This is a genomic window from Micrococcoides hystricis, from assembly GCF_042434215.1.
Taxonomy (GTDB): domain Bacteria; phylum Actinomycetota; class Actinomycetes; order Actinomycetales; family Micrococcaceae; genus Micrococcoides; species Micrococcoides hystricis.
On the sequence record NZ_JBHLUB010000001.1, the window covers coordinates 1 to 26,510 of the forward strand.

22 protein-coding genes and 2 rRNA genes are annotated in these 26,510 nt (G+C 58.0%); 20 read left to right on the top strand and 4 right to left on the bottom strand.

The annotated features are described in order from the left end of the window. A 23S ribosomal RNA gene (locus ACFFFR_RS00005) occupies window positions 1-2,604 on the top strand; the annotation flags it as partial. A gap of 183 nt (window positions 2,605-2,787) precedes the next feature. Continuing rightward, window positions 2,788-2,904, top strand: a 5S ribosomal RNA gene (gene rrf, locus ACFFFR_RS00010). Between the two features lie 302 nt (window positions 2,905-3,206). Here rrf and ACFFFR_RS00015 read toward each other — a convergent pair. The 3 genes from ACFFFR_RS00015 to ACFFFR_RS00025 form a co-directional block, all read right to left on the bottom strand. Beyond that, entirely contained in the window at window positions 3,207-4,073 is an 867-nt protein-coding gene (locus tag ACFFFR_RS00015; protein WP_377457087.1) for a LysR family transcriptional regulator, read from the bottom strand. 121 nt (window positions 4,074-4,194) lie between these two features. Then, on the bottom strand, window positions 4,195-5,394 hold the full coding sequence (locus ACFFFR_RS00020; RefSeq protein ID WP_377457089.1) for a MalY/PatB family protein: 1,200 nt from the start codon (window positions 5,392-5,394) through the stop codon (window positions 4,195-4,197). A gap of 121 nt (window positions 5,395-5,515) precedes the next feature. Next, window positions 5,516-6,976 (bottom strand): sodium/glutamate symporter, encoded by a 1,461-nt coding sequence (locus ACFFFR_RS00025; RefSeq protein ID WP_377457091.1) that lies wholly within the window; start codon window positions 6,974-6,976, stop codon window positions 5,516-5,518. Between the two features lie 77 nt (window positions 6,977-7,053). On the opposite strand from ACFFFR_RS00025, the gene ACFFFR_RS00030 reads away from it, so the two are divergent. The 3 genes from ACFFFR_RS00030 to ACFFFR_RS00040 all read left to right on the top strand — a co-directional run bounded on the left by ACFFFR_RS00030 (window position 7,054) and on the right by ACFFFR_RS00040 (window position 9,843). Beyond that, complete coding sequence (locus ACFFFR_RS00030) at window positions 7,054-8,172, top strand: pyridoxal-phosphate-dependent aminotransferase family protein (RefSeq protein WP_377457093.1); 1,119 nt, start codon at window positions 7,054-7,056, stop codon at window positions 8,170-8,172. Then, the gene (locus ACFFFR_RS00035; RefSeq protein WP_377457094.1) at window positions 8,173-8,760 is read left to right on the top strand and encodes a TetR/AcrR family transcriptional regulator; all 588 of its coding nucleotides are present in this window, start codon (window positions 8,173-8,175) and stop codon (window positions 8,758-8,760) included. It abuts the gene before it with no gap. Between the two features lie 141 nt (window positions 8,761-8,901). Next, window positions 8,902-9,843: an AraC-like ligand-binding domain-containing protein gene (locus ACFFFR_RS00040; RefSeq protein WP_377457096.1), complete on the top strand. Its 942-nt coding sequence runs from the start codon at window positions 8,902-8,904 to the stop codon at window positions 9,841-9,843. A 29-nt stretch (window positions 9,844-9,872) separates the two neighbouring features. Here ACFFFR_RS00040 and ACFFFR_RS00045 read toward each other — a convergent pair whose 3' ends face one another. Next, a complete protein-coding gene (locus ACFFFR_RS00045; protein WP_377457098.1) occupies window positions 9,873-11,210 on the bottom strand; it encodes a DUF2254 domain-containing protein in 1,338 nt (445 codons plus the stop codon). 46 nt (window positions 11,211-11,256) lie between these two features. Here ACFFFR_RS00045 and ACFFFR_RS00050 point away from each other — a divergent pair, with 46 nt between their 5' ends. The 15 genes from ACFFFR_RS00050 to der all read left to right on the top strand — a co-directional run bounded on the left by ACFFFR_RS00050 (window position 11,257) and on the right by der (window position 26,500). Then, the gene (locus tag ACFFFR_RS00050; RefSeq protein WP_377457100.1) at window positions 11,257-12,228 is read left to right on the top strand and encodes a hypothetical protein; all 972 of its coding nucleotides are present in this window, start codon (window positions 11,257-11,259) and stop codon (window positions 12,226-12,228) included. Between the two features lie 26 nt (window positions 12,229-12,254). Then, window positions 12,255-13,397, top strand: coding sequence for a tetratricopeptide repeat protein (locus ACFFFR_RS00055; protein ID WP_377457102.1), 1,143 nt, complete (start codon window positions 12,255-12,257; stop codon window positions 13,395-13,397). A gap of 2 nt (window positions 13,398-13,399) precedes the next feature. Beyond that, window positions 13,400-14,191 (top strand): HAD-IIA family hydrolase, encoded by a 792-nt coding sequence (locus tag ACFFFR_RS00060; protein ID WP_377457104.1) that lies wholly within the window; start codon window positions 13,400-13,402, stop codon window positions 14,189-14,191. Continuing rightward, window positions 14,188-14,364: a hypothetical protein gene (locus ACFFFR_RS00065; RefSeq protein ID WP_377457105.1), complete on the top strand. Its 177-nt coding sequence runs from the start codon at window positions 14,188-14,190 to the stop codon at window positions 14,362-14,364. The genes ACFFFR_RS00060 and ACFFFR_RS00065 overlap by 4 nt, the downstream gene beginning before the upstream one ends. 2 nt (window positions 14,365-14,366) lie before the next feature. Beyond that, the gene (locus ACFFFR_RS00070; RefSeq protein WP_377457107.1) at window positions 14,367-15,179 is read left to right on the top strand and encodes a TlyA family RNA methyltransferase; all 813 of its coding nucleotides are present in this window, start codon (window positions 14,367-14,369) and stop codon (window positions 15,177-15,179) included. A 69-nt stretch (window positions 15,180-15,248) separates the two neighbouring features. Further along, on the top strand, window positions 15,249-16,436 hold the full coding sequence (locus tag ACFFFR_RS00075) for an NAD kinase (protein ID WP_377457843.1): 1,188 nt from the start codon (window positions 15,249-15,251) through the stop codon (window positions 16,434-16,436). A 17-nt stretch (window positions 16,437-16,453) separates the two neighbouring features. Then, the gene (gene recN, locus ACFFFR_RS00080) at window positions 16,454-18,181 is read left to right on the top strand and encodes a DNA repair protein RecN (protein WP_377457109.1); all 1,728 of its coding nucleotides are present in this window, start codon (window positions 16,454-16,456) and stop codon (window positions 18,179-18,181) included. Between the two features lie 38 nt (window positions 18,182-18,219). Beyond that, on the top strand, window positions 18,220-18,861 hold the full coding sequence (locus tag ACFFFR_RS00085) for an NUDIX domain-containing protein (RefSeq protein ID WP_377457111.1): 642 nt from the start codon (window positions 18,220-18,222) through the stop codon (window positions 18,859-18,861). A gap of 9 nt (window positions 18,862-18,870) precedes the next feature. Then, window positions 18,871-19,839, top strand: coding sequence for a site-specific tyrosine recombinase XerD (xerD, locus tag ACFFFR_RS00090; protein ID WP_377457113.1), 969 nt, complete (start codon window positions 18,871-18,873; stop codon window positions 19,837-19,839). A gap of 161 nt (window positions 19,840-20,000) precedes the next feature. Then, window positions 20,001-20,843 carry a ParA family protein gene (locus tag ACFFFR_RS00095; RefSeq protein WP_377457845.1) on the top strand — a complete coding sequence of 281 codons (843 nt, stop codon included), beginning with the start codon at window positions 20,001-20,003 and terminating at the stop codon, window positions 20,841-20,843. Further along, window positions 20,827-21,639, top strand: coding sequence for a segregation and condensation protein A (locus ACFFFR_RS00100; RefSeq protein ID WP_377457115.1), 813 nt, complete (start codon window positions 20,827-20,829; stop codon window positions 21,637-21,639). The genes ACFFFR_RS00095 and ACFFFR_RS00100 overlap by 17 nt, the downstream gene beginning before the upstream one ends. Then, window positions 21,636-22,220: an SMC-Scp complex subunit ScpB gene (gene scpB / locus ACFFFR_RS00105; protein ID WP_377457117.1), complete on the top strand. Its 585-nt coding sequence runs from the start codon at window positions 21,636-21,638 to the stop codon at window positions 22,218-22,220. Before ACFFFR_RS00100 ends, scpB begins: the two co-directional genes overlap by 4 nt. Then, window positions 22,165-23,220 carry a pseudouridine synthase gene (locus tag ACFFFR_RS00110; protein ID WP_377457119.1) on the top strand — a complete coding sequence of 352 codons (1,056 nt, stop codon included), beginning with the start codon at window positions 22,165-22,167 and terminating at the stop codon, window positions 23,218-23,220. Before scpB ends, ACFFFR_RS00110 begins: the two co-directional genes overlap by 56 nt. Beyond that, window positions 23,220-24,338 (top strand): prephenate dehydrogenase, encoded by a 1,119-nt coding sequence (locus ACFFFR_RS00115; protein WP_377457121.1) that lies wholly within the window; start codon window positions 23,220-23,222, stop codon window positions 24,336-24,338. The genes ACFFFR_RS00110 and ACFFFR_RS00115 overlap by 1 nt, the downstream gene beginning before the upstream one ends. Then, window positions 24,338-26,500 (top strand): bifunctional cytidylate kinase/GTPase Der, encoded by a 2,163-nt coding sequence (der, locus tag ACFFFR_RS00120; protein WP_377457122.1) that lies wholly within the window; start codon window positions 24,338-24,340, stop codon window positions 26,498-26,500. The genes ACFFFR_RS00115 and der overlap by 1 nt, the downstream gene beginning before the upstream one ends. The last annotated feature ends 10 nt before the right edge of the window (window positions 26,501-26,510 follow it).

Consider the following 26,510-nt stretch of genomic DNA (forward strand, 5'->3'; position numbering starts at 1 on the left):
TGGTAAGCCTAAATACTCCCTGTTGACCGATAGTGAATCAGTACCGTGAGGGAAAGGTGAAAAGCACCCCGGGAGGGGAGTGAAATAGTGCCTGAAACCGTGCGCCTACAATCCGTCAGAGCCTGCATTTGTGTGGGTGATGGCGTGCCTTTTGAAGAATGAGCCTGCGAGTTAGTGGCATGTGGCGAGGTTAACCCGTGTGGGGTAGCCGTAGCGAAAGCGAGTCTGAAGAGGGCGTTTTTAGTCGCGTGTCCTAGACCCGAAGCGAAGTGATCTACCCATGGCCAGGTTGAAGCGTGTGTAAGAGCGCGTGGAGGACCGAACCCACTTCAGTTGAAAATGGAGGGGATGAGCTGTGGGTAGGGGTGAAAGGCCAATCAAACTTCGTGATAGCTGGTTCTCCCCGAAATGCATTTAGGTGCAGCGTTACGTGTTTCTTATTGGAGGTAGAGCTACTGGATGGCCGATGGGCCCTACAAGGTTACTGACGTCAGCCAAACTCCGAATACCGGTAAGTGAGAGCGTAGCAGTGAGACTATGGGGGCTAAGCTTCATAGTCGAGAGGGAAACAGCCCAGACCACCGATTAAGGCCCCTAAGCGTGTGCTAAGTGGGAAAGGATGTGGAGTTGCTTAGACAACCAGGAGGTTGGCTTAGAAGCAGCCACCCTTGAAAGAGTGCGTAATAGCTCACTGGTCAAGTGATTCCGCGCCGACAATGTAGCGGGGCTCAAGTACACCGCCGAAATCGTGGCAAACACACATTTTTGTGTGGTTGGGTAGGGGAGCGTCGAGCACGTGGTGAAGCCGCAGAGTGATCTAGTGGTGGAGTGTGTTCGAGTGAGAATGCAGGCATGAGTAGCGAAAGACGGGTGAGAAACCCGTCCGCCGAATGACTAAGGGTTCCAGGGTCAAGCTAATCTGCCCTGGGTAAGTCGGGACCTAAGGCGAGGCCGACAGGCGTAGTCGATGGATAACGGGTTGATATTCCCGTACCGGCGAAAAACCGTCCATGTTGACCAATTGATACTAACCACCCCAAAACATGCCAACCGGTTTAGTTTACTATTCTGGTGGTGTGTGGCGGCGTGGGACCTGATTTTGGAAGGCAAACGTATTAACAGGTGTGACGCAGGAAGGTAGCCGGGCACGGCGATGGTTGTCCGTGTCTAAGGATGTAGGGCTGCTGGTAGGCAAATCCGCCAGCATCTTGTGCCTGAGATCTGATGGGACCCCACACTTGGTGGGGTGTATCCGGTGATCCTATGCTGCCTAGAAAAGCATCGACGTGAGGTTTTAGCCGCCCGTACCCGAAACCGACACAGGTAGTCAGGTAGAGAATACCAAGGCGATCGAGAGAATCATGGTTAAGGAACTCGGCAAAATGCCCCCGTAACTTCGGAAGAAGGGGGACCCGGACCGTGACCCACACTAGCGGTGGTGAGCGGGTAAGGGTCGCAGAGACCAGAGAGAAGCGACTGTTTACTAAAAACACAGGTCCGTGCGAAGTCGTAAGACGATGTATACGGACTGACTCCTGCCCGGTGCTGGAAGGTTAAGAGGACCTGTTAGCAACCCTTGTGGTTGCGAAGCGGAGAATTTAAGCCCCAGTAAACGGCGGTGGTAACTATAACCATCCTAAGGTAGCGAAATTCCTTGTCGGGTAAGTTCCGACCTGCACGAATGGAGCAACGACTTCTCTACTGTCTCAACCATGAACTCGGCGAAATTGCACTACGAGTAAAGATGCTCGTTACGCGCAGCAGGACGGAAAGACCCCGAGACCTTTACTATAGTTTGGTATTGGTATTCGGTGTGACTTGTGTAGCATAGGTGGGAGACTAGGAAACCGGCACGCCAGTGTCGGTGGAGTCATCGTTGAAATACCACTCTGGTCATAGTGAATATCTAACTTCGAACCATGATCTGGTTCAGGGACAGTGCCTGATGGGTAGTTTAACTGGGGCGGTTGCCTCCTAAAAAGTAACGGAGGCGCCCAAAGGTTCCCTCATCCTGGTTGGTAATCAGGTGTCGAGTGTAAGTGCACAAGGGAGCTTGACTGTGAGACAGACATGTCGAGCAGGGACGAAAGTCGGGACTAGTGATCCGGCGGTACGTTGTGGAACGGCCGTCGCTCAACGGATAAAAGGTACCTCGGGGATAACAGGCTAATCTTGCCCAAGAGTCCATATCGACGGCATGGTTTGGCACCTCGATGTCGGCTCGTCGCATCCTGGGGCTGGAGTCGGTCCCAAGGGTTGGGCTGTTCGCCCATTAAAGCGGTACGCGAGCTGGGTTTAGAACGTCGTGAGACAGTTCGGTCCCTATCCGCTGCGCGCGCAGGAGATTTGAGAAGATCTGTTCCTAGTACGAGAGGACCGGAACGGACGAACCTCTGGTATGTCAGTTGTACCGCCAGGTGCACCGCTGATTAGCTACGTTCGGGAAGGATAACCGCTGAAAGCATCTAAGCGGGAAGCCAGCTTCAAGATGAGATCTCCATACCAGGCCCCCAGCAAGACCACTGGGTTGATAGGCAGGATGTGTACGCAAGGACTAACGACTTGCTCAGCTGACCTGTACTAATAAGCCGATAACTTACACACAACACACACAAAACGTTGTGATGCTCCGCGTCCACCATACGGTCCCCAACCAACAACCCCCACACACAAGCGTGTGGGCGGGCACCAACACCACAATAACCAAATACACACGCACGCACAACACGTGCCACTAGATTTCACCCCCAACCCACCACAAACGGGTACCAGGGGGCGAGAAAGAGTTACGGCGGCAACAGCGTGGGGGAAACGCCCGGACCCATCCCGAACCCGGAAGCTAAGACCCACAGCGCCAATGGTACTGCAACCGGGAGGTTGTGGGAGAGTAGGACACCGCCGGACACCCCTTCACAAAAAAGGAGAGTGGGCCTCACAACGACGTGAGGCCCACACCCATTTAAAAACNGACCCACAGCGCCAATGGTACTGCAACCGGGAGGTTGTGGGAGAGTAGGACACCGCCGGACACCCCTTTCACAAAAAAGGAGAGTGGGCCTCACAACGACGTGAGGCCCACACCCATTTAAAAACACAATTCGGGTTGCCCTAAAAATTGCCTTGATCTCTTTTCAAGGTGGCAACCCGCATATCCTGCCGACGATAGATTCGAGCCTTGATGTGCTGCGGGTGTGACCAGGTATGACTTAGTGTGCTTGTGCGGCGAACTTCCGAAGGACGTTCATGATAGGTCGCCGATCTTCAGCTAGGGTCAAGAGCCCCATATACAGCGTTGGCGCATCACTAATTGGAATGTAGGTGACCTCGTCCCGGGGGTTCGAATATTGCATCGATTCAGGACAGACATTGATCCCGAATCCGGCCGCCACGAGATCCTGGGCTTGAGGGGCATCAATAATAAGTGGTTTGCGTTTGAGGAACGGGACCCTTTCGGCTCCAAAGATTCCTGTATGCCACACATCGCGCTCCAAATCTGTGACACTCAAGAGTTCGTAGGGGAGTAAGTCGTTCAGCGTTACAGAGGCTCGTTGTGCCAACGGATGCTTCTTAGGCATCGCAGCCACAAACCCCTGTTGCTGAATGACCACATAATCCGTTCCCGGAGGATTGTTCTTGTGCGGCATGGGGTAGATCAGTGCATCCAAGTCCCCAGCGAAGAGTTTCGGGACACCATCCAAATAAGGGACATGTTGTGTCTTCAGCTCTGCCTGCGGGAATTCAGCACGCAAGCTGCGTAGGATCTGTGCCACTTCAGGAACCGTATTCATGCTCGCCAAAGTAATTACTTCGGTTCGCTTAACGATTTCCGCCTCGAATCGTTCCACCGAGTGGATCACCTGTGTTGCAAGCGGAAGAAGTTCTGCTCCGCGCGCAGTGATCCGTGCCCCGCGATTCGTTCTAGTAAAGAGCGCCTCTCCGATTTTCTCTTCGAGATTCGCGATCTGATCAGAAAAGGCAGAAGGACTCAGCTGCAGCGCCCTGGCAGCATCGCCAAAGTACTCATGGCGTGCGGCAGTCACAAAGCACTGTAACTGTTGCAACGTGAATCGCATCTGAGTTCTCCCCATAGGTCATGGTAAAAGTTACCACTGTGTCTATCCTATGGCCTTGGCGCGGCGGTTTCGGCCAAACTCATGCTAGGTAAGTACTCTCGTAGCATGAGAAAAGGCGATGTCAGCGCGGACTAAGCGCTGATCCAAGCGCCTGAAAAATCTTGACAACGGTGTCTCGGTGCGTCGCAAAGTTCACGCGAATGTGCCCCACACCTTCTGGTCCACACTCTTCGCCATCAGTAGGCAGCACACCACAGGCGTTGGCGAGATTCCGCGCCAAACTTCGTTCGGCATTAGCTCGGTATTGTTCGTAGTTGGCCGTGCCCCTGACATCCAGCCACGCCAAGTATGTTGACTCCGGTGGAATAAAGATAGCACCGGGTAAGTATTCTTTGGTGAGCTCGGCAACCAAGTCACGATTGCTTCTCAGGTAGTCACAAGCTTCTGTCAGCCATTGCCGCCCGTGATTGAGTGCTGCTGCTGTAGCCACCAATCCTGAAGTTGCTGTACCGAACTCGACCCTCATACTCTTTGGCTTCCAGACGGACACGTCCTGCGGGTTGCTGAAGATGAGGGCAGCAGCTTTAGTACCCGGGATGGAGAATCCCTTGGTGGCGGAAAAAGCGGTCAACGCCACCTTGTGTGCCTCTGGGCTCACGCCGGCAAAAGGGACGTGCTGGCCGTCGCCCAACATGATTGGGGCGTGAATCTCGTCCGCAAAAACTCTCACTCCCGATTTTGCGGCTAGCTCCGCGATACGGGCCAGCTCTTCGCGGGTGTAACTCTTACCGATTGGATTGTGCGGGCTAATCAGAACCAACATGCCCCCGTCGGTCATTGCGCTAGCGAGTCCATCCCAGTCAATGTCCCAGCAATTGTCCGCAACGTTCCTGACCATGCTCACCGTACGCAACGGTCGGCCAGAATCGTGTGCCAAAGTTAGGAAATTCATGTACGTCGGGGTGAGCAAAATGAGCGGTTGCCCCTCCGGTAGGAACGCGTCGAGGACCTGTTCGAACAAGGTGACTAGGTCAGAGACTGGGCGGATATGGCTACGCTCCGGTTGCCAGCCCAAGTCACTGTAGTAGTCCGCAATGGCTTCCTGAAAGGATTTCAGCAGGGCTGGGGGCTGATACCCCAGGTCTCCTTCGAGAGCCCATTCGGAGAGAGCCTGACGAATTGCTGGTGCCGGTTGAAAGTCCATTTGCGCCACGAAACATGGCAGCTGAACTCCTGTTGACCATTTCAGGCTTTTCGTGGTTCGCATCTTGTCCGCCGTGGACATAGGCAACAGGTCTTTGAAATCAGGCAGCTCACTCATGAGCGCTAGTCTACTCATCTGAACATCGCATCTGAACAACAGCCGCACACGCAAAAAGGACAGTTCTGGTGGAACCCCATTGGGGTACCAGAACCGTCCTTTTGCTCGTAGACGTGAAGCCCTAAGCTTGTGCTTCAGCTTCCTCCATGATCTCCTCGACTGGATCATCCACGTCACCGGCCTTGACCTTCTTGAAGTGGCCCATACCCCACCACACGGAGGCGACGAACAGGACAATCATCACGATCAAGAACGGCAGTTCCCCGAACTGCATGATCAACGGAATGGCGGCGGCGGTGATCATACCGCCACCAAAGAACGGCACCATAGCCAAGGACTTGTAGCCGAAGGCTTCCAGCGCGGGAGACTTGTCCTCTGGGTCCGCGATACGCATCAGGATCAGGCCTGTCGCCGTGACGCCCATGGACTGGCCAAAGTCACCCACACCGCGTTCCAACCAGAACGAGGGCAGAATACGCGGGGTGAGCCACACCAACACGAAGGTAGAGAATGCCACACCGGCAACCGACAGAATCAGGAACGACTCCCAGTTCTGCGCAATGGCCGTCAGAGACAGCGTAGCCAACGCGGAGATGATCAGCAGGTCCAGTGCTAGGCCCTGGATGCGGAACATCATCTGCTGGTCCAATAAGAAGCCGTTTCCGGTCTTATCCAAGTACAGCTGGACAATCACGCCGCCAAGCATTGCCATCGGGAACAACGGCAGATATTCCATCAGCTGCAAATGCTCGCCCCAGAGAACAGATTCCAGCCACTGCAGCCCGGACAGGAGGAGCCAGCCGATAAGGATTGCCAACCCAACGACAGCTAGGTGCAATGACAGTGGCTCAATGGAGGACGGGCGGGAGGTCATCATCGCGGCCGGAACGTTCTCGTCCTTCTTGTACAGCCCGCGCTGTTCTTCCAGCGACATTTGCAGGCCGTTGTCCAAGCATTCGGCCTTGCCTTTTCTGACGGCCCAGTTGATCACAGCAACGCCGATGATGATGCCCGAGACCAAACCAACGGTGGCAAGGGCTAAAGCCAAGTCGGAGCCGCCTTCGAAGCCAAAGTCTTCGAAGACTTGCTTCATACCGGCTGCGGTACCGTGTCCACCTTCAAATGCGGCCTCAATGAGAGCGCCAGCAGCAGGGTGCAGGCCAAAAAGCGGAGCCAGCAACAACATGGTGAGCAAAATACCGATGATGTACTGCCCGGTTGCGTAAGCCATACCGATCGATAGCTGAGGTCCAGCAAGGCGGGCCACCTTACGCGGTGACATCACCTTTGAGCCGAGGAACAAGGCGGCGAACACGACTGAAATCAACAGGCCGGGCAGAACTTTCCAGACCTCGAGGATTTCCTCGGTGAACACGCCACCATCGGCAAGCCAAGGAAGATTCAGCGGCTCAGCAAGTCGACCCAGGATCTGCGGGCCGAGGGCCAGCGCCAAGAAGCCAGCCAGAATAGAGGAGGGGAGAAAGAGTTTCTGAACCCAACCAATCTTCACGCGCATCCACTTACCCAACAGCAACAAAGCGGTGAGTAAGATCAGCGCGAACCCGATTTGATTCGGTGTCATGGCTCATCCTTTCTAAGAAGAAAATCGAGGCGAGTAGGACTAGCCTACTGCAGAGCGAACGACTTAGACTGACCCACATGAGTGCCTCCACTGCTTTTTCCACCCCCGTGCCCAACCGGCGCCTGTTTGGTCCCGGCCCCTGCAACCCATACCCGGAAGCTCAGCTGGCTCTAGGGTTGCCTCTACTAGGCCATTTGGATCCTGAGTTCATCACCCGGATGGATGCCGTGTGTGACCAATTACGGAGGGTCTGGGGGACCGAGAACGCGCGCACCTTGCCACTGTCTGCTACTGGCTCGGCTGGCATGGAAGCAGCGTTCGTCAACACTGTGCACCCCGGCGATGTCGTCGTGGTCGCAGTTAACGGTCTCTTTGGTGAGCGGATGGTGGAAGTGGCCTCTCGACATGGGGCCGAAGTTGTTCGGGTCGATCACGACTACGGGCAACCTGTCGATGCGGAACGTGTCCTGTCCGCCCACCCGAACCCGCAGATGATTTGCGCGGTCCACGCGGAAACCTCCACCGGCGTTGTCTCCGATATTGCTGCCTTGGGCGCAGGCAAAGGGGATGCCTTGCTGCTTGCCGATTGCGTCACCTCCATCGGGGGTATGGAGATTAACCTTGATGAGTGGGGCGTGGACCTTGCTTATGCGGGCAGCCAGAAGTGTTTGGGCGTGCCACCAGGGCTTGCACCGTTTACCATCAACGACCGCGCCTTCGAACGTCGGGTTGAGAAGCCAGCCAACTGGTACCTAGATTTGGGTCTGCTGGGCGGTTACGCCGTGGGTGCTACCGGCGGGCAACGAACCTACCATCACACCGCTCCGACCGGCATGGTCATTGCACTGCAAGCCGGACTGGATCGCATTGAAGCCGAGGGGCTTGAGAAGGTCTACGCCCGGCACGCCGCAGCCGGAAAAATGCTCCAAGACGGGCTCGAAGAGATGGGGCTAGAGCTCTTTGCCGCTGAAGGGCACCGGCTCGCGCAGCTGACAACTGTCCGTGTTCCCGACGGTGTTGACGCGGCGGCCGTCCGCTCCTTCCTGCTCGATGAATACGACACCGAGATCGGCGCGGGGACAGGGGAGTACGCACAAAAGATCTGGCGTATCGGTTTGATGGGCCACAACGCCACGGAGGCGAACGTGACCTTTATTCTGGCGGCGTTGAAGCGAGCCATCGAGGTGGCAGGATAGATGCCCCTGATCGTCGATCATGTGCAACGGCGTGCCGAACTGGTGGAGGTGACGTGGCGGGTGATCGCTCAGTTCGGATTCGAACGAGCTACCATGCGCCAGATCTGCGCGGCGGCCGGTTACGCCAACGGGGCCCTCAAACCCTATTTCCCCACAAAAGAAGACCTGCTCGAAGCCACCTTTGAGTACGTGTTTGAACGAACCACCACGAGGATCCACGAAGAAGTGGGGGACTCCACGGGCCGAGAAGCGCTCGAAGCCTTCGCGGAACAAGTCTTACCACTAGATGAGCTGCGCCAGGACGAGGCCCGCGTGGTCATTCCCTTTTGGCAAAGAGCCTTACACAACGAGGAAGAACAAGCAGTCAACCGAGAGAAGATGAGTAGCTGGCAGAAGATGCTGCACGGCTGGTTCATGGACGAAGGACTGGCAGAAGAGACAGCAGTTAGCGCCGGACACACCTTCTTGACGTTCCTTTTGGGAACCCAAGTGACCACGGCTTTGAACCAAGAAGGGACCGAGGAACAAACCCTCCGAGAGCATACGCGGTTCATGCTGGATGTACTTCTGCGCACAGGTAAAGCCTAAGTAACGAGCAGGGTCCTCTTTTTTTACGCTTATATGTCTCCAGTTGGAGAAAATAGCTGACATTGGTTGAAAACCTCATTAGACTATCCGGACACGGTGATTTATCTCACGCCGTGATTCTGGTTGCAGAAGAGGTGGCTGATGTACCAAGAACAGACTGTGGACAACTTCGCTCAGTGGCGACAGTTGGTCTCGAATGCTTTTGTGCCGTTGGAAACCACAACGGATATCCACGATCAATTCAGGGCGACGATCGCCGGTCAACAATTCAATGAGATCGCGTTGCTGAAGGTTCAGGCGCCCCAACACAGCGTTATGCGGACCCAGGACCAGATCGATCGTGAGGACAAGAGCTACTACAAACTGAATCTGCAATTGGCAGGACAAGGGTTCTTGGCTCAATACGGTCGTTCGGCAACCCTACGTCCAGGAGACTTGGCTCTGTACGACACAGGGGAGCCATATACTCTCGAATTCGATGAAGATTTCAGCACGCTGGTGTTGATGTTCCCCAAGGATGGATTGGGTATCCCCGCGGCAGACATCAAGCAGCTGGCCGCGGTGCGGTTGGCCGGGGAGCAGCGCTTGGCTCGTGCTATCAGCCCCTTCGTTGCTGAGCTCGGCCAACAGCTGCCGGAGTTGAGTTCACCCCTTGGCGCTCGCTTGGCTCAGAACGTAGTCGACTTGATGACGACGTTCCTTGCTGACGAGTTGTATCAGGGGCACGCCCCGGTGGACGAGCAGACAAAATTGCTGGCTGAAGTTCGTGACTTCATTGACCAGCAGCTGCCCAACCCCGAATTGTCGCCGGCGGTGATTGCCGCGGCCCATTTCATGTCCGTCCGCAGCCTGCACAAACTGTTCTCGGAGACCGGTTCTACCGTCTCGGAATGGATTCGGAGCCGCCGGTTGGAGCGGTGTCGTCAAGATCTGGCTGACCCGTTGTTGGCACATCTTCCGGTCGGGGCTATTGGGGCCCGCTGGGGCCTGAGCGACGCGGCTCATTTCTCCCGGAGCTTCCGTTCGGCATACAACTGCTCACCCTCGGCCTATCGTGCTACCGGGGTCACCACTGCGGCTTAGCAGCAGCCCCAACGTATAGAGAAACGGCGCTACAGATTGCGCTTCAGGGCCACTCTGGCATCGTCAAGAGCGGCCCTGATCTCTTTCTTGTCCGCCTCGATATGCGCGCACCGATTCACGCTCTCGCTGAGCCGGTCAAGATGGACTTGGATCTCTGCTTCGTGACGTTTGGAGCGATCCGCCCACGCAATATCTCGCAGCATGTTGGCTAAGCGGCGCAGCACCACAGGATCCGCCTCGGAGTAGACCCGCAACTGGGTCAGACCGGTGTCGAGCAAATCGGCGAAAGTGTGTTGGTTGACCAACAGGCGGGGTTGACCTGTCTCATCCCGGAACAGGCGCGGACCGGTGACCCGGTTGGAGGCAACGCCAAGCAGGCTGCCGATATGAACCATCGCGTCTTGTGCTGTCGTCGGGTCGTTGACACCGGGGGAGAGCGCCTTGCAGGCAATGTCGGAGAGCTGACGTAAACCAAACTCGGGCTGGTTGAGCACACTGCGCTCCGAATTGACCGTGGTCGCGTCAAGAAACGCGCTCTTGAGCCGCTCGTGCTGTTCGCCGCTGATTCCGGAGCTGCCCGGCCCGGGCCAGATGGAGATATGTGGTGCTCCTTCAATGACCGAGTCACCCACTTTGGCGTCGAAGCGGATCATGGTGTTGGTCTCTTCGGCGGCGCGCAGCAGCGCTTGCGTGTCAACGGCTGCCAAGAACCCTGATTTTCGGCTGCGAAGTCGGAGAATTCTCTCGTTCGGTTCGTCCGGTATCGGCTGGAAGTCGGTGGTGTATTCCGGGTAGATCTGCTCAATCTGGCGCGCAGTTTCGGCCCGGACGTTCTTCATCACCATTTCTACGCGAATCTCTCGAGCCAAGTGGGCAAGAAATAGCACGAGCGCGAAGACCGAAGCCAACGCCAAAATAATGGCGAATGTCACGGAAAGATGGGGCACGAACTCGGGCCCGGACTCATCTTCGGTCCGAACGGCAGTCAGCACGAAAAGTGAATAGGTGAAGGAGCCCAGGAAGACGGCCAAGGTGACATGGACGAAGCGGTCTGCGGTGAAGTTGCGCAGCAGTCTCGGTGAGAACTGGCTGGAGGCCAATTGCAGAGTCACCACGGTCAACGAAAAAGTCAGTGAGGTGACAGTCATGAGAGAGCCAGAGATGGTGGTCAACACGTCTCGAGCCGCGTCCGGGCCACCGGAGAAGACCCACGGCCACCGGGGATTATCTGTTGCCGAGGCATAGGATGCTCGGTCCAGCTCCGGTAAGCTCAAACCAAGAACGACGGCCAGTAGCAGAGCGATCAGGGGAACTGGCCAGAGCTCGGTTCTGATGGAGTCTTTGACCCGGTACAGATATTCACGCATGAACAGCAGTCTACGGGGTTGAGTAATCCCGGCAGCGAGGACAGAGATGAAGAACACGCCCTTCGCCGGTAGGACATGGGCCTACCAGCGTGCCCGGGAACTACTGTCAGAACATTTTCGACGCCAACCAAGCCGATCTTCAGGCCGGAGCGAACCGGTGCGGTTGCAGGCTGCCGACTTTTCCCCAGCGGTGTTGGACCCGAGGGTCTCCGGCAACACTGCCGACAGGATGCAGCAGGAAGAGTCCCTACCAGGCGGCATCTTGCCAGCGGGTTTTCAGCTGATTGATCTCAACCCGGCCGGTGACTTAGAGGTTGTCGGTGAACTGAACTATTGGTCAACGCTGCAGAGCTTCCGTGCAGAATACGGCAAGAACGTGGTGGCCGTTTTGGAACCACTGCAGGAAGAGCACGGCCTCTCCGTGCGGGTTTCTCTCCTGAGCGGGGAACGCTACCACCACATCGGCTTTCTACCCGCCGCGGTGGCCCCGCAATACTACGCCGTGCTGGACCGGCTCACACGGAACCGTCAGATCGGTCTGTGCCCGGCCCGGATTTGGTGGCCGGAAGGCGAAGCAGAATCCATCATGCAGGTGTACTTGCGGCTTGCTCCGGCCGATCAGGTGCTACCGGAAGCCTCCCCGGAGGGACCGTACTTCAACATCACCGGGTACACGCCGGTGGTAGTCACTAAAGAAGAAGAGCATCAACAGGCACTGGACTTTTTCGGCCCCCAAGAACGGATCTGGTTCCATTTGGGTTTCGCCGCGATCAAGACCGGCAAGTATGCCGGAGAACGAGCCGTGCAGGTCCGTATCGAAGACCATATCGTCGGCGAGCTCACCCATCTGATGGGGCAACGGTACGGAGCCCTGGTGGAAACCGGGATTGGACGCGGCCAGCGGGTCATCTGTCAGGGTTCGATCCGCGACGAAGGTGAACGTGGTCTCCAAGTGGAATTGCTGCTGCCTTCCCAAGACGCGCTCCGTGCCGGGGTTAGCTATGATAAGAAAGACTAAATTGCAGAGAGGGAGCCGCACTCTTTATGGCTGAGGAGCAACCGAAACAACGTCGATCCGGCAGTGACCGGAATCAACGTTTCGGTGACAAGAAGAACGACTCGAAGCGCGACTGGCGCGGGCGAGGCCACCATCGAACCGACTCGGAGGAATCTTCCGCGCGTTCTGATCGGCGCGAGCGATGGGATAGAAAACCCCGGCAGCATCGGGCCGAGCGCGGCGAGCAGGAAGAACGTGGCACCGGCCGGGGCGAGTTCCGGGGGCAACGCGGTGAGCGTCGAGGCCAACGTTCCAAAGACCAATTCGGGCGCAACCGTCGGGACCAAGAAGCCCGCATTCGGCAGCGTGGCGACCAGCGCAGCGCCAACCGTGAAGACCGTGGCCGTTCTCCCGACATCGATCCCGACGTCACCGGAAAAGAGCTCAACAAGGTTGTCCTGAAACAAATCTCCGGCATGGACGATCGCAACCGCAGCTGGGTGTCCAAACACCTAGTGATGGCCGGACGATTGCTGGCCACGGACCCAGAACTGGCGTTCGAGCATGCGCTCGCGGCTTCCCGGCGCGGGGGCCGTCACGCTGTGGTGCGTGAGGCAGTCGGTTTGACCGCCTACGCAGCAGGTCACTACCACGACGCACTCCGGGAGTTTCGCACGTACCGCCGCATCAGCGGAGACCAGTCCCATCTGCCGTTGATGGCCGCCAGTGAAGCCGCCCTAGGCCGGCCAGAAAAAGCGATCGAGCTCGCCGAAAGCATTGAAGCTGAAAAGCTCGAAGTAGAACAAAAAGTCGACATGGCGATCATCATCTCTGGGGTATACGCGGACATGAAGGAATATGAGAAGGCCAAGACTGTTCTCGAACTACCCCAGCTGAACTTGGGCCGGGCCTACAGTTTCAGCCCCCGACTCTTCCGCGCCTACGGCGAAGCCTTGACGGATTTGGGGCAGCTGGACGAAGCACAAACCTGGTTCAACCAGGCGACTGTGGCGGACGCCGCCCTCGGAACCGGTGACTTCGCACCCCCTGAAATCATCGACCTCGGTGAAGACCTTGAGGAAGAAGAACCCAAGCCGCGGGTCAAAGACGTGCTAGATCCGGCGACCACCGAGCAGCAGGGCAACCAAGATACCGCAGCAGAGCAAGCGCCAGCCACAGACGGAGAGTGACGGTGAGCGAGGAACTCATCTTCGGAAAATATGACGGGTTGCTGTGCGATCTTGACGGGGTCGTCTACGCCGGCCCGGACGCCATCGAAGGGGCGCCAGAAGCACTGCAAGAGCTGGCTGGCCGGGGCGTGAAAATCGGTTATGTCACCAACAACGCCTCCCGGTCAAACCTCGTCGTCGCGGAGCATCTACGCTCCCTCGGCGCCCCGGCGCCGGACCATACCGTCTTCGGGTCGGTGCAAGCAGCCGTCGCCCTCTTACAGCAACACGTGCCCGCACCCGCATCCGTATTGGCCACCGGATCTGAGTACCTGGCAGACAGCCTAGTGGCAGCCGGCTATCGGATCAGCGCCGACCACCATGACCGGCCCGACGCCGTCGTTCAAGGTTTCAACCCGGCCCTGGCGTGGCCAGATCTTGCTCACGCCAGCTACGCGATTGCCGCGGGCTCTTTCTGGGTCGCAACCAATATGGACACCACGATCCCAACTGCCGAAGGCATCGCTCCAGGGAACGGAACGTTTGTGCAGGCGGTAGCCACAGCTACCGGCAAAACCCCGATCGTTGCAGGCAAACCGGAACCTCATCTTTTCCGCGTTGCGTCCGAACAGCTGCAGCTGCGCCGTCCGTTGGTGATCGGTGATCGACTGGACACGGACATTCTGGGCGGCAACCGGGCTGGCTACGACACCGCGTTGGTCCTGACAGGGATTAACACCCGCGCCCAAGCTCAAGAGGCTCCTGCTGAATTGGTGCCAACCATGATCGTGGAATCACTGCGGGAGCTGCTATGAATCCGGAAGAGCCGGGCCAGGATCTGAACCTAGCTGAGCTGCAAGAAACGCTGAACAAGCTGCGGCTGCAGCTGGATCAGACCATCCAAGCGGACGAGCAGGATGCTGCCGCCGTGGATGAGCTGCTGGGTCTGGATCGGCAGCTGAACGAGCATCCGCAGAGCCTGTGGTAGCCATGTCAGGTCCGGGAAGACAAACGCAACGGCTGGACCAGCACCTTGTTCACATGGGGGTGGTTCCCTCACGAACGAAAGCCGCGACACTGATTCAGACTGGCTCGGTTCTTGTTAATGGATCGGTTCAAACGAAGCCGGCCCACAAAGTGGCCGAAACTGATGCAGTCGAGGTACGAGACGGCGGGGATAAATACGTTTCCCGCGCCGGACATAAACTTGCCGGGGCGTTAGCCAGATTCCCGGACATTAACGTACACGGGAAAATGTGTTTGGACGCCGGGGCGAGCACCGGCGGATTCACCCAGGTGCTCTTAGAAGCCGGTGCTGCAGGCGTGTATGCCGTAGATGTAGGGCACGGACAATTAGTCCAACAGTTGCGGGACGATGACCGTGTCCACGTGTATGAAAAACTCAATATCCGTGACATTCACACCATCTTGGACCCTGAATCGGTGCCACTGATCGTTTCTGATCTGTCCTTTATTTCGTTGACGTTAGTCATCCCCGCACTGTCGGCGGTCGCGGCACCCGGAGCAGACCTCTTGCTCATGGTGAAACCGCAATTTGAGGTTGGCAAATCGAATGTCGGCAAGGCAGGGGTGGTCACGGACCCCCGCTTGCGCAGGGACGCAGTGACACGGGTCGTGGACTGCGCAGCTGAACACCAGCTGTGTCTACAAGGCGTCGACCGCAGCAGCCTGCCGGGACAGGATGGGAATGTCGAGTTCTTTTGCTGGTTCACTTCAGGAGCCAGGGAATCCACACCACAGCAGGACAGTTCGACACTGTTGGCGGCGGTTGACTACGCCTAACCAGCGAAACGAGAAGTTCGGTAGGCTGAGACGAGCAGAAACATCGACCGGGATATGTGAATCAGCTTGATTATCAAAAAACGCAGACGCCTGAGCCCGCCGGCTCCCGAAGGGGAGAAGTCGAAGCGGCGGCGAATCTTGTTGCTGGCCCACACAGGCCGTTCAGACGCGATCGAGGCAGCCATCCAAACCTGCCACCAGCTGCTCAATTCTGATCTGATCCCGGTGATGCTGCGACGGGATATGGAGCAGATCGAGAAGCATTCGCACCGACACCAGTCCCAACTGGGGATTCTCTCCAATGTCGAGATTTTGGGTATCAACACTGAACTGCCGGACATCATGCTCTGCATGGTTCTGGGCGGTGACGGATCAGTGTTGCGTGCAGCCGAATTCGTCCACGGCTACGACATCCCGATTCTGGCCGTGAATCTGGGGCACGTCGGGTTCTTGGCTGAAAGCGAGCGTTCGGATCAGCAAGAAACTGTCCAACGGGTCGTAGAAGACTCATACACCGTCGAAGAACGGATGAGTATTGACGTCAAGGTCTGGCACAACAACGAGTTGATTGCTCAAACTTGGGCGCTGAATGAAGCCAGTGTGGAAAAGATCAATCGTGAACGCATGCTGGAAGCGGTGATCGAAGTTGATGCCCGTCCCATCTCAACGTTCGGTTGTGATGGTGTCGTGCTCGCAACCCCAACTGGATCAACTGCTTACGCGTTTTCTGCCGGAGGGCCCGTGGTGTGGCCAGAAGTTGATGCCCTGTTGTTGGTGCCGATTAGCGCCCACGCGTTGTTCGCCCGGCCCATGGTGATCGCTCCGACCTCGGTCATGGCGGTGGAGATTCTGTCCCGCACTGAAAGCGGTGGGGTCCTTTGGTGTGATGGCCGCCGGATGGTTGAACTACCACCGGGCGCTCGCGTTGAAGCAACCCGTTCCCCGCAACCGGTGAAGTTGGCCCGTGTCAATCGGACTCCTTTCGCTGAACGGTTGGTGCGCAAGTTCGAACTTCCAACAACCGGGTGGCGTGGGCCTGCCAAGACCGAGCAGCAGCATGGACCAACGGAGCTGGAGCATCAGCGACGTGCATCCGGGGCTGTCACGGAGGCACTGAAGATCGTCGAACCGCGCAACATCACTGCTGCACCCCCGGTTACTGGACGGCTTAACATCAACCCGGCTGATCTGCGGTTCCACCGGAATCGTAAGAAAAACGACGATAAGCAAACCGACCAGGACACTGATCAGAAGTAGAAGGCGGTGCGGCACTCGTGATTGAAGAAATCAACATCCAACAACTCGGGGTCATTGAGTCTGCCACACTGCCGTTGTCCGAAGGCTTCACGGTAGTCACTGGGGAGACTGGTGCGGGTAAGACTATGGTCGTCACCGCCCTCGGTTTGTTGCTAGGCCAACGTGCGGACTCGGGTGCGGTGCGCCACGGAGAAAACTCCGCCAGCGTCGACACCCGCTATGTTTTACCGAAGATCACTGACCGGCTAGCTCAACTGCTTGAGGAGCAGGACGCAGTCTTAGAAGAGCATGACGGCGGGGCAGATCTGCTGGTCTCCCGGACCGTCTATGTCAACGGTCGTTCCCGAGCCACCGTCGGTGGTCGGCAAGCTCCGGCCGGGATTCTGCAAGAAATCGGGCGCGAGCTTGTCGCCGTGCACGGTCAAACCGACCAGCTTCGTCTAACCAGCGCTCAAGCCCAGCGCGAAGCGCTAGACCAGTTCGCCGGAGCAAAGCTCCGTGACAAACTCGAAACGTATCAAGAACAATTCGAACAGTGGCGGCACAGCGCCCAGATACTGGCCGAACTGACATCCAATGTGCGTGAACGCACCCTTGAGGCTGACGGCCTGCGCCAAGCTCTAGCCGACATCGACGAGGTTCAGCCGCTCAGCGGGGAGGACGAGGAACTCAAAGCGACCCTGCGTCGACTCGAAAACGTCGAAGGGTTGCGCAGCGCGGCAGCGATCGCACAAATGGCCCTGATCGGCGGCGACGACGCCGGAGTTGAATCCCCGAGCGTGGCTAGCCTGATACAGCATGCCGAAAGCGAGCTCGGCGCCGTCAGCGACGAAGACGAACAGCTTCAGCAGTTGGCTCAACGACTGCAGGAATTGAGCATCCTGAGCTCCGACCTAGGGTCTGAACTGGGAGCCTACTTGTCCAGCTTGGACATGGACGATCTGGAGTCACTGGGTGCGGTGCACGAAAGGATCGCCGAACTGAACCGGATCACTCGAAAATACGGTGAACACGGCAACAGCACCTTGGACGACATTATTGCTTGGGCGGATCAGGCCCGGACACGTCTTGCAGATCTAGACGTGTCCGACGAGCGCATCGAACAGCTTCAGGCAGAAACCCAGCGTCTTGATGATGCCGTGAATGAATCCGCGCAGGAACTCTCAGCGATTCGGACCCGAGCCGCGGCTGAATTAGCAGATGCAGTAAGTAAGGAGCTGCAAGCCCTGTCGATGCCGGACGCACGACTCGTGGTGGACGTTACCCCGGCTCAGGAGCGGACCCGCTACGGACAGGATGAAATCACCATCCAGTTACAACCGCACTCTGGGGCCGGACCGCGTCCACTCGCGAAAGGCGCCTCCGGTGGGGAGCTTTCTCGCGTCATGCTCGCGATCGAAGTTGTGTTGGCGACCAAGAACCCGGTTCCCACCATGATTTTCGATGAGGTTGACGCTGGGGTCGGTGGACAAGCAGCCGTAGAAATCGGCCGTCGACTCGCAAAACTGGCCCAACACACCCAGGTCATCGTGGTCACGCACTTGCCGCAGGTGGCAGCCTTCGCGGATCACCACATCCGCGTCCTGAAAGCCACCGACACCCAAGCGGCTGTGACCAGTAGCGATGTGGGCCCCTTGAACGCCGAAGAGCGGGTCCTCGAACTCGCACGGATGCTTTCCGGGCACCAAGATTCCTCTTCTGCCCAAGAGCACGCCCGCGAACTATTGGCATCCTCCCACACCTAGCCATCCTCACTAGCTGCAAAAATTCCGAGGTCTTCCCCATGCATTTTGATCCCCAGACAGTCCGCGATGAGATCCACGACGTGCCCGTGCACAGCACCGAAACAGTCTTTACGGGGGCGGTCTGGGATGTGCACGCCGATGAGTTCGACTACACCAGCGAAGCGGGCACCCAAAAACTGCGCCGCGAATATGTGCGCCACACCGGTTCGGTGGCCATCGCGGCGGTGAACGAGAACAACGAGCTGTTGCTCATCCAGCAGTACCGCCACCCGGTAGGGCAGAAGCTGTGGGAAATTCCGGCAGGCCTACTCGACCATGAGGGTGAAGACATGCTCCAAGCGGCCCAGCGTGAGCTCGCCGAGGAATCAGACCTTGTAGCCGACACCTGGCACATCCTCATCGACTGCTACACCTCACCTGGCGGACAAACCGAGTCCTGCCGCATCTACTTGGCCACCGACCTGAAAAAAGTACCGGAGGAGCAACGGCACGATCGGGAAGGTGAAGAAATCGATATGCAAACAGCCTGGATCGAGCTGGCTCAAGCAGAAGAACTCGTCTACGCCGGAAAGCTCCACAACCCCTTTACCGTCATGTCGGTTCTGGCGCTCAACGGGCGGGCTCGAGAACTCGCCCGCCCCGCCGATGCTCCATGGCTGCCACAGCGGCAGGACAGCTGACGGTTGGCTATGAAGACCGAAACACACGCATTGCCGCCACCGGCTCAAGCTTATTTCACTCACCTGCAGATCGAACGCGGGCTCAGCGCCAACACCATGAGTGCTTATCGGCGGGACATTGGGCGCTACCTCAACTTCTTGGCACAGCAGAACCGCGACCTGACTGAATCCCGGCCCCAAGATATCCGTGAATTCCTAGTCACGCTCACCGATCCGCCCATCGACCAAGACACCGGTGAGAAACCAAAGCCGTTGTCGGCCCGGACCGCAGCAAGAGTGATTATCGCGGTACGTGGTTTGCACAAGTTCCTCGCGCTAGAAGGACTGACACCCACCGACCCCGCAGCAGGAATCAAACCCCCAACGCATCCAGAGTCCCTACCAAAAGCCTTGACCGTCGAACAGGTCCAGCAGCTACTGGCCGCAATGCCGGAACAGAGCCCGCGCCAGCTGCGCGATAAGGCCCTGCTCGAGTTCCTCTATTCCACCGGAGCCCGGATCACCGAAGTCATAGACTTGGACGTGGACGATCTTCACCTCGATCCAGAACCAGAGCAACCCGCAGTGGTGCTCGTCCGAGGTAAGGGCGGCAAAGACCGGTTGGTGCCCATCGGTAGCTACGCACAGAAAGCAATCCAAGCCTATTTGGTGCGCGGCCGTGCAGCGCTCGCGGCTGGGGGAGTGGGCAACCCAGCCGTCTTCCTCAACGCCCGTGGCGGCCGACTTTCCCGTCAATCGGCCTGGCAGATCTTGAAAGACGCGGCGGCCGCAGCCGAACTCGATGTGCCGGTATCACCGCACACTCTGCGCCACTGCTTCGCCACCCACCTGCTTCAAGGTGGCGCTGATGTTCGGGTCGTCCAAGAGCTGCTGGGGCACTCCTCTGTGACCACGACTCAGGTCTACACCAAGGTCACCCCTGATAAGCTCCAAGAGGTCTTCCGAACTTCACATCCACGGGCCCTACATTCAGCTTGATCCTTAACTTGAAGGCTCGCCGGGGGTGGACGGCAATTCCCACAAAATAGGTTCCAGCAGTCATAAAGTGGAACCAGTAAACGTAATTTCATCAACGCCAGTAGGGAGCGGAATCGGTGAATCCGAAGGATAACGCAGAACTGTTCCCCGTTAAACCGGGGATGCAATTGGGCCCAACCGGTCGGCCGTTGCGAGACTTCCCTGAGCCGCAACCCCTGAGCACCCACGGGCCAGCCCGCATCATCGCGATGGTCAACCAAAAAGGCGGCGTCGGAAAAACAACGTCAACCATCAACTTGGGCGCCGCGCTTGCCGAATACGGACGCAAGGTCCTCATGGTTGACTTCGACCCACAAGGTGCCCTCTCTGCCGGTTTGGGAGTGAGCTCCCACGAGCTTGATACGACCGTGTACAACGTCATGATGGAACGCAATGTGCACGCGCGCGATGCGATCGTGCCCACGAACGTGGAAGACGTTGACTTGCTCCCCGCCAACATTGACTTATCTGCTGCCGAAGTTCAGCTTGTCAACGAGGTCGCCCGGGAACAGGTCCTCGCGCGCGCTTTGCGTGACGTGGCCGATGACTACGACGTCATTCTGATTGACTGCCAGCCTTCCCTAGGCCTGTTGACGGTCAACGCGTTGACCGCAGCTCACGGGGTTATCATTCCGCTGATCGCAGAGTTCTTCGCGCTACGCGCCGTCGCACTGCTGGTGGAGACCATTGAAAAAGTCCAAGACCGGCTCAACCCGGACCTGAACATCGACGGCGTGCTAGCCACCATGTACGATGCTCGGACGTTGCACTCCCGCGAAGTCGTGACCCGACTCGTGGAAGCATTCGGGGACAAGGTCTTCGAGACGGTGATCCGCCGCACCATTCGTTTCGCCGATGCCACCGTCGCAGCGGAACCGATTACCTCGTACGCCTCCAATCACCAAGGGGCCGACGCCTACCGCCAATTGGCCCGAGAACTGATCGCCCGTGGCGGAGCCCCGTAACGAGCAACGCCGGGAATCTGATGCGGGCTTCCACCTGCAGCTGAGCAACTTCAACGGCCCGTTCGATCTGCTGTTGACCCTGATCGGCAATCACAAACTAGATATCACAGAGGTTGCCCTAGCCCAGGTGACCGATGAGTTCTTGGCCTACTTGCGTCAGCGCCTTGCTGACAACACCCAAGAAGCCCTTGATGAGGCGAGCGAATTTCTGGTGGTCGCGGCCACCTTGCTGGACCTGAAAGCGGCCCGACTGTTACCGGCTGGTGAAGTGGAAGATGCAGAAGACATCGCCGCCCTAGAGGCACGTGACCTGCTGTTTGCCCGGCTGCTGCAATACAAGGCCTTCAAAGAACTGGCCCAACATCTGGCAGGATTGGTGGGGCAAAGCCAGAACTATGTGGCCCGCAGTGTCCCCCTCGACCCGCCCTTTGACGCGGTCTTGCCCGAACTCATCGTCAATACGACCCCGGAGCAACTCGCGGCGATTGCAAGAAGTGTCTTCGAACGGGAATCGGCGCCACCGCCACAGGTCGGGGTAGATCACCTGCACCACCCGAAAGTGTCGGTGCCAGAACGAGCCGAGCTCATGATGGCACACCTAAAAGAACATGGGAGGGCGACCTTTTCCGAACTCTGCCCCCGCGGCGGAGATGATTGGCAAGAGTACGTCGCCACCGTGGTGGCAAGTTTCCTCGCACTGTTGGAACTCTTCAGAGACCGCCACATCGATTTGCACCAGGAAGACAGTGGTACGGAACTAACTGTGAGTCTGCTAGTTGAGGAAGAATCATCATGAGCGAGTCCACGAATTTGCCGCGACTTTTAGAAGCCATCATGATGGTCACCGATGAGCCATTAAGCGACGCTGACTTGGCCGAAGTTCTTGGACATCCGCGCGAGGACATTGAGTCGGCCTTGAAGCAGCTTGCCCACGAGTTCGCATCCGCACACGACGGGCAAGGGCGCGGATTTGTGCTGCGAAAGACCGGGGCCGGCTGGCGAATTTACTCTCACCCAGATTTTGCTGCCGACATTGCAACCTTCCTCACCCACGGTCAATCCGCACGCTTGTCGCAGGCTGCCTTGGAGACGCTGGCGGTGGTGGCGTATCGGCAACCGATCTCACGGTCCCAGATCGCCGCGATTCGTGGTGTGAGTGTTGACTCAGTCGTTAAAACCCTCCAAAGCCGCGGTTTAGTGGAAGAATATGGTCAGGACGAGCACACTCAGGCGACCCTGTATCAAACGACGTCCAGTTTTCTTGAGACAATGGGGATAACTTCGTTGTCCGAGCTGCCGCAACTGTCTGAACACTTGCCGGGTGTGGAAACCTTGGCCGAGGTGTTGGACACCGAGCAGAATCCGGACGTGTTCTAATCCGCCGCGTTGTCCCCGTCCACACACAGACCTTGTTATTCAGGAGAGACCATCCATGAGCTCACAGCATTCTCGCGGTTCCGGCCGTGGCAAAGGCCGCGCACGCGGACCTGCAGCTGGCGGAAAGGGCAAAGCCCGCAGCGGCCGGCAGCAGGGGAGCAAACAGGGCCCCTTTGAGAAAGAGCGGTTCGGACAGAATTTGGGTCCGCGCCGCCAGCACCAAACCCCACCGCGTGGACAGCAAGCTGAAGAAGTGTTCCACGAGGTCCATGATCCGGAAGGCGTTCGACTCCAGAAAGTCTTGGCTTCGGCCGGTGTTGCGTCCCGTCGAGTCTGCGAAGAACTCATCGCAGAAGGACGGGTTGAGGTCGACGGCAAAATTGTGGTTGAACCCGGCGTCCGCGTCAATCCAGAAACGGCCACCATCCATGTGGATGGCATGCGTGTTCAGCTGAACCGCCAATTGCGCTACTACGCCTTCAACAAGCCTCGTGGAGTGGTGTCGACCATGGACGACCCGGAAGGCCGCCCCTGCATCACGGACTACCTGAAAAACAAGCACGAGCGGCTCTTTCACGTCGGTCGACTCGACACGAACACCGAAGGGTTGTTGCTGCTGACCAATGATGGTGAGCTAGCTAATCGACTCACCCATCCAAAATGGGAAGTGCCCAAAAAGTACTTGGTCCAAGTTCCTGGGCCCCTGCCCCGTGGTGTGGGCGCGCAGATGCGGGCAGGTATTGAATTAGAAGACGGGATTTCCCGGGTCGATTCCTTCAAAGTTGTTGACTCAACACCGGGCTACGTTCTCATTGAAGTTGTCCTGCACTCGGGGAAAAACCGGATTGTGCGGCGCATGTTCTCGGCCGTCGGACATCCGGTGCGCCGACTCGTTCGGCTGCAAATGGGTTCGATCCGACTGGGCGATCAGAAGCAGGGCACCGTACGCCCGCTTTCCCAGCATGAAATCGGCCATCTCCTCGCCGAGGTGGGGATGTGATGGCCAAGCATACGGCCGATAGTTTGGGTGGTGCTGTCCTGATCCGGGGTACCGGACTGTTGGGAACCAGTATCGGACTGGGCCTGTCCAAAGCCGGCGCCCAAGTGTATCTTTCCGATCCATCCCCGTCAGCACAGGCAGTCGCAGTGGACATTGGCGCAGGCGCCCCGCTGGGTGAGGCCACCACCGATCCCGCCGTGGTGGTGATCGCGGCCCCACCTGATGTGTGCGCGGCAGAAATCGCTGATGCGCTACAACGCTACCCGAACGCAGTCGTGCTCGATATCGCGTCCATCAAGGTCGCCTTGTTGGAGGATCTGCAAAAACGGGTTGCTGCCGGCGAACTGACCGCCGAACAACTGAGTCGCTACATTGGCTGCCACCCCATGGCCGGGCGAGAACGCTCCGGTCCGGTCGCAGCGCGTGGCGAGCTGTTCACCTCCATGCCATGGGTCATTTGCCGCCGGGCGGACGTCCAGGAAGCAGCCGTCAATGCCGCATTGGAAATTGCCCATACCCTGGGGGCCTCCGTATCTTACATGGACACGGCCGACCACGATGCCTCGGTGGCCCTCATCTCACACTTGCCACAAATCGCGGCTTCACTTGTTGCCTCCCGGTTGCAAGACACCCGCCCAGAGTCCCTCGCCCTTGCCGGCAACGGTCTGCGTGATGTCACTCGTATTGCCGCGTCCGATCCGTCGCTCTGGGTGCAAATCCTGTCCGGAAACGCGCCCCGCATCGTGGAAATACTCTACGGCGTCCGCGAAGATTTGAACCGGTTGATTAACACCATGGAAAACCCCACCGGACCGGGTGCCCGGTTGGATATTGCCCAGCTGATGAGCGAAGGCAACACCGGTCACGCCCGCATCCCGGGTAAGCATGGTGCACCACCGCAAGCCTTCACCAAGGTCACGGTCATCGTGGACGATACCCCCGGTCAGATCGCCGCCCTCTTGGCTGACATCGGTCGCATCGGGATCAACGTTGAGGACCTGCGGATGGAACACTCCGCCGGACACCAAGTCGGTATGGTGGAAGTGGCCGTGGTCCCAGGCGTGCGGGACACACTGATCGAATCATTGACCGAAATTGGCTGGAAGGTAGTTCAATAATGACCGAAGAAAACCTCGCTGAACACCTTGTGATTGCCATTGACGGGCCATCCGGCTCCGGCAAGTCATCCGTATCGAAAGCAGTGGCCCGCGCATTAGACGCTGCATACTTGGATACCGGTGCGATGTACCGCGCCGTAGCGTGGCTGTGCTTAGACCAAGAATTGGACACTGCCAATGAAGAGGCCGTGCTGGAGGGACTGCGGGACGCTGAATTCAGCATCTCTACCGACCCGGATGACGAAGCCGTGGAGGTCAATTCAAATCTGATCACGGAGGCAATCCGTTCCACCGAGGTCACCTCGGTCGTCTCGGAGATCGCCGCCCACTTGCAAGTACGCGCCTTTTTGGTCCAGGCGCAGCAGGAAATCATCGCCGAACATCCGGCCATCGTGGTCGAAGGCCGGGACATCACCACCGTGGTAGCACCAGATGCGCCAGTCCGAATCTTGCTGACCGCAGACGAAGCAACCAGAATGTCCCGCCGCGGACTGCAGATCGTGGAGCAGACAGACCAGTTACCTGATCAGGAACTGCTGCGGGAACAGGTCAAAGACCGGGACGCCAAAGATGCCCAAGTGAATGAATTCATGGTGGCAGCGGACGGGGTCGTCACGGTCGATTCCACGGATCTAAATTTCGAAGAAACCGTTGAGGCGGTTCTTGCGGTCGTCAACGAGCAGCTGAGTAATTCAGCGCAGCGTGTGGAACTTGAAGACGAATCCGATCACAAGCGCGCACAGATTCTGCGTGAGCATCTCGGGGATTACGAGCTCGAACCAGAAGACGAAGTGCTGCTGGCCGACTGGGAAGATGACCTAGAACTCGTGCCGGAGAAGATCCCTCCCGTCCTAGCGGTTGTGGGCCGGCCGAACGTGGGTAAGTCCACGCTGGTAAACCGCATCTTGGGGCGACGGGAAGCCGTGGTCGAAGATGTTCCCGGCGTGACTCGTGACCGAGTCAGCTACCCGGCCGAATGGAATGGTCGAGAATTCACCATGGTCGACACCGGTGGCTGGGAGCAGGATGCCAAAGGCATCCATCGCAGGGTCGCCGAGCAGGCTGAGATGGCGGTGGACGTCGCAGACGCTGTGCTCTTCGTGGTCGATGCAACCGTTGGTGCTACCGCAACCGATGAAGCGGTGGTGCGGATGCTGCGCCGCAAGAAAAAGCCGATCATCTTGGCTGCCAACAAGATCGACGACTTTCATCAAGAACCGGAAGCTGCCGCCCTGTGGGGCCTCGGATTGGGGACACCGTATCCGGTGTCCGCGATTCACGGCCGGGGCACCGCAGATCTACTTGATGCCGTCATGGAAGAACTGCCCGAACAATCAGCCTACGGTGGTTTGGTGCCGACCGGTGGTCCCCGCCGGGTGGCCTTGATCGGGCGCCCGAATGTGGGCAAATCGTCGCTGTTGAACAAGCTTGCCGGTGAAGAACGCGTGGTGGTTGACGACATTGCAGGCACCACTCGGGATCCGGTGGATGAACTCGTCGAATTGGGTGATCAGACATGGCGCTTCGTCGACACTGCCGGTATCCGGCGGCGTCAGCACATGGCTCACGGTGCCGAGTACTACGCCTCGCTGCGAACACAGACGGCCCTCGACCGTGCCGAAGTTGCTGTGGTGCTTATCGCGGCCGATCAGGTGATCTCCGAGCAAGACGTACGAATCGTTCAGTTGGCACTGGATTCAGGCCGGGCTCTCGTCCTAGCGATCAACAAGTGGGATCTGCTGGATGACGAGCGCCGCAAGTTCCTCGAACGTGAAATCGAACAGGATTTGTCCTTTGTTGACTGGGCGCCTCGAGTGAACATCTCCGCCGCCACAGGCTGGCACAAGGACAAACTGGTACCTGCGCTGGAAACGGCCCTTGAATCGTGGGATAAGCGGCTTCCGACCGCGAAACTCAATGCGTTCTTGGGTGAACTCGTTGCTGCTCATCCGCACCCTGTGCGTGGTGGCAAACAACCTAGAATCCTGTTCGGTACCCAAGTATCAGCGCGCCCGCCCAAGTTCGTTCTTTTCACAACCGGTTTCTTGGATCCGCAGTATCGCCGATTCATTACCCGCCGGCTCAGAGAGACATTCGGTTTCAAGGGCACGCCCATTGAGATTGGTATGCGGGTCCGGGAGCGACGCAGCCGCAACGACTAGTTGGTATAGC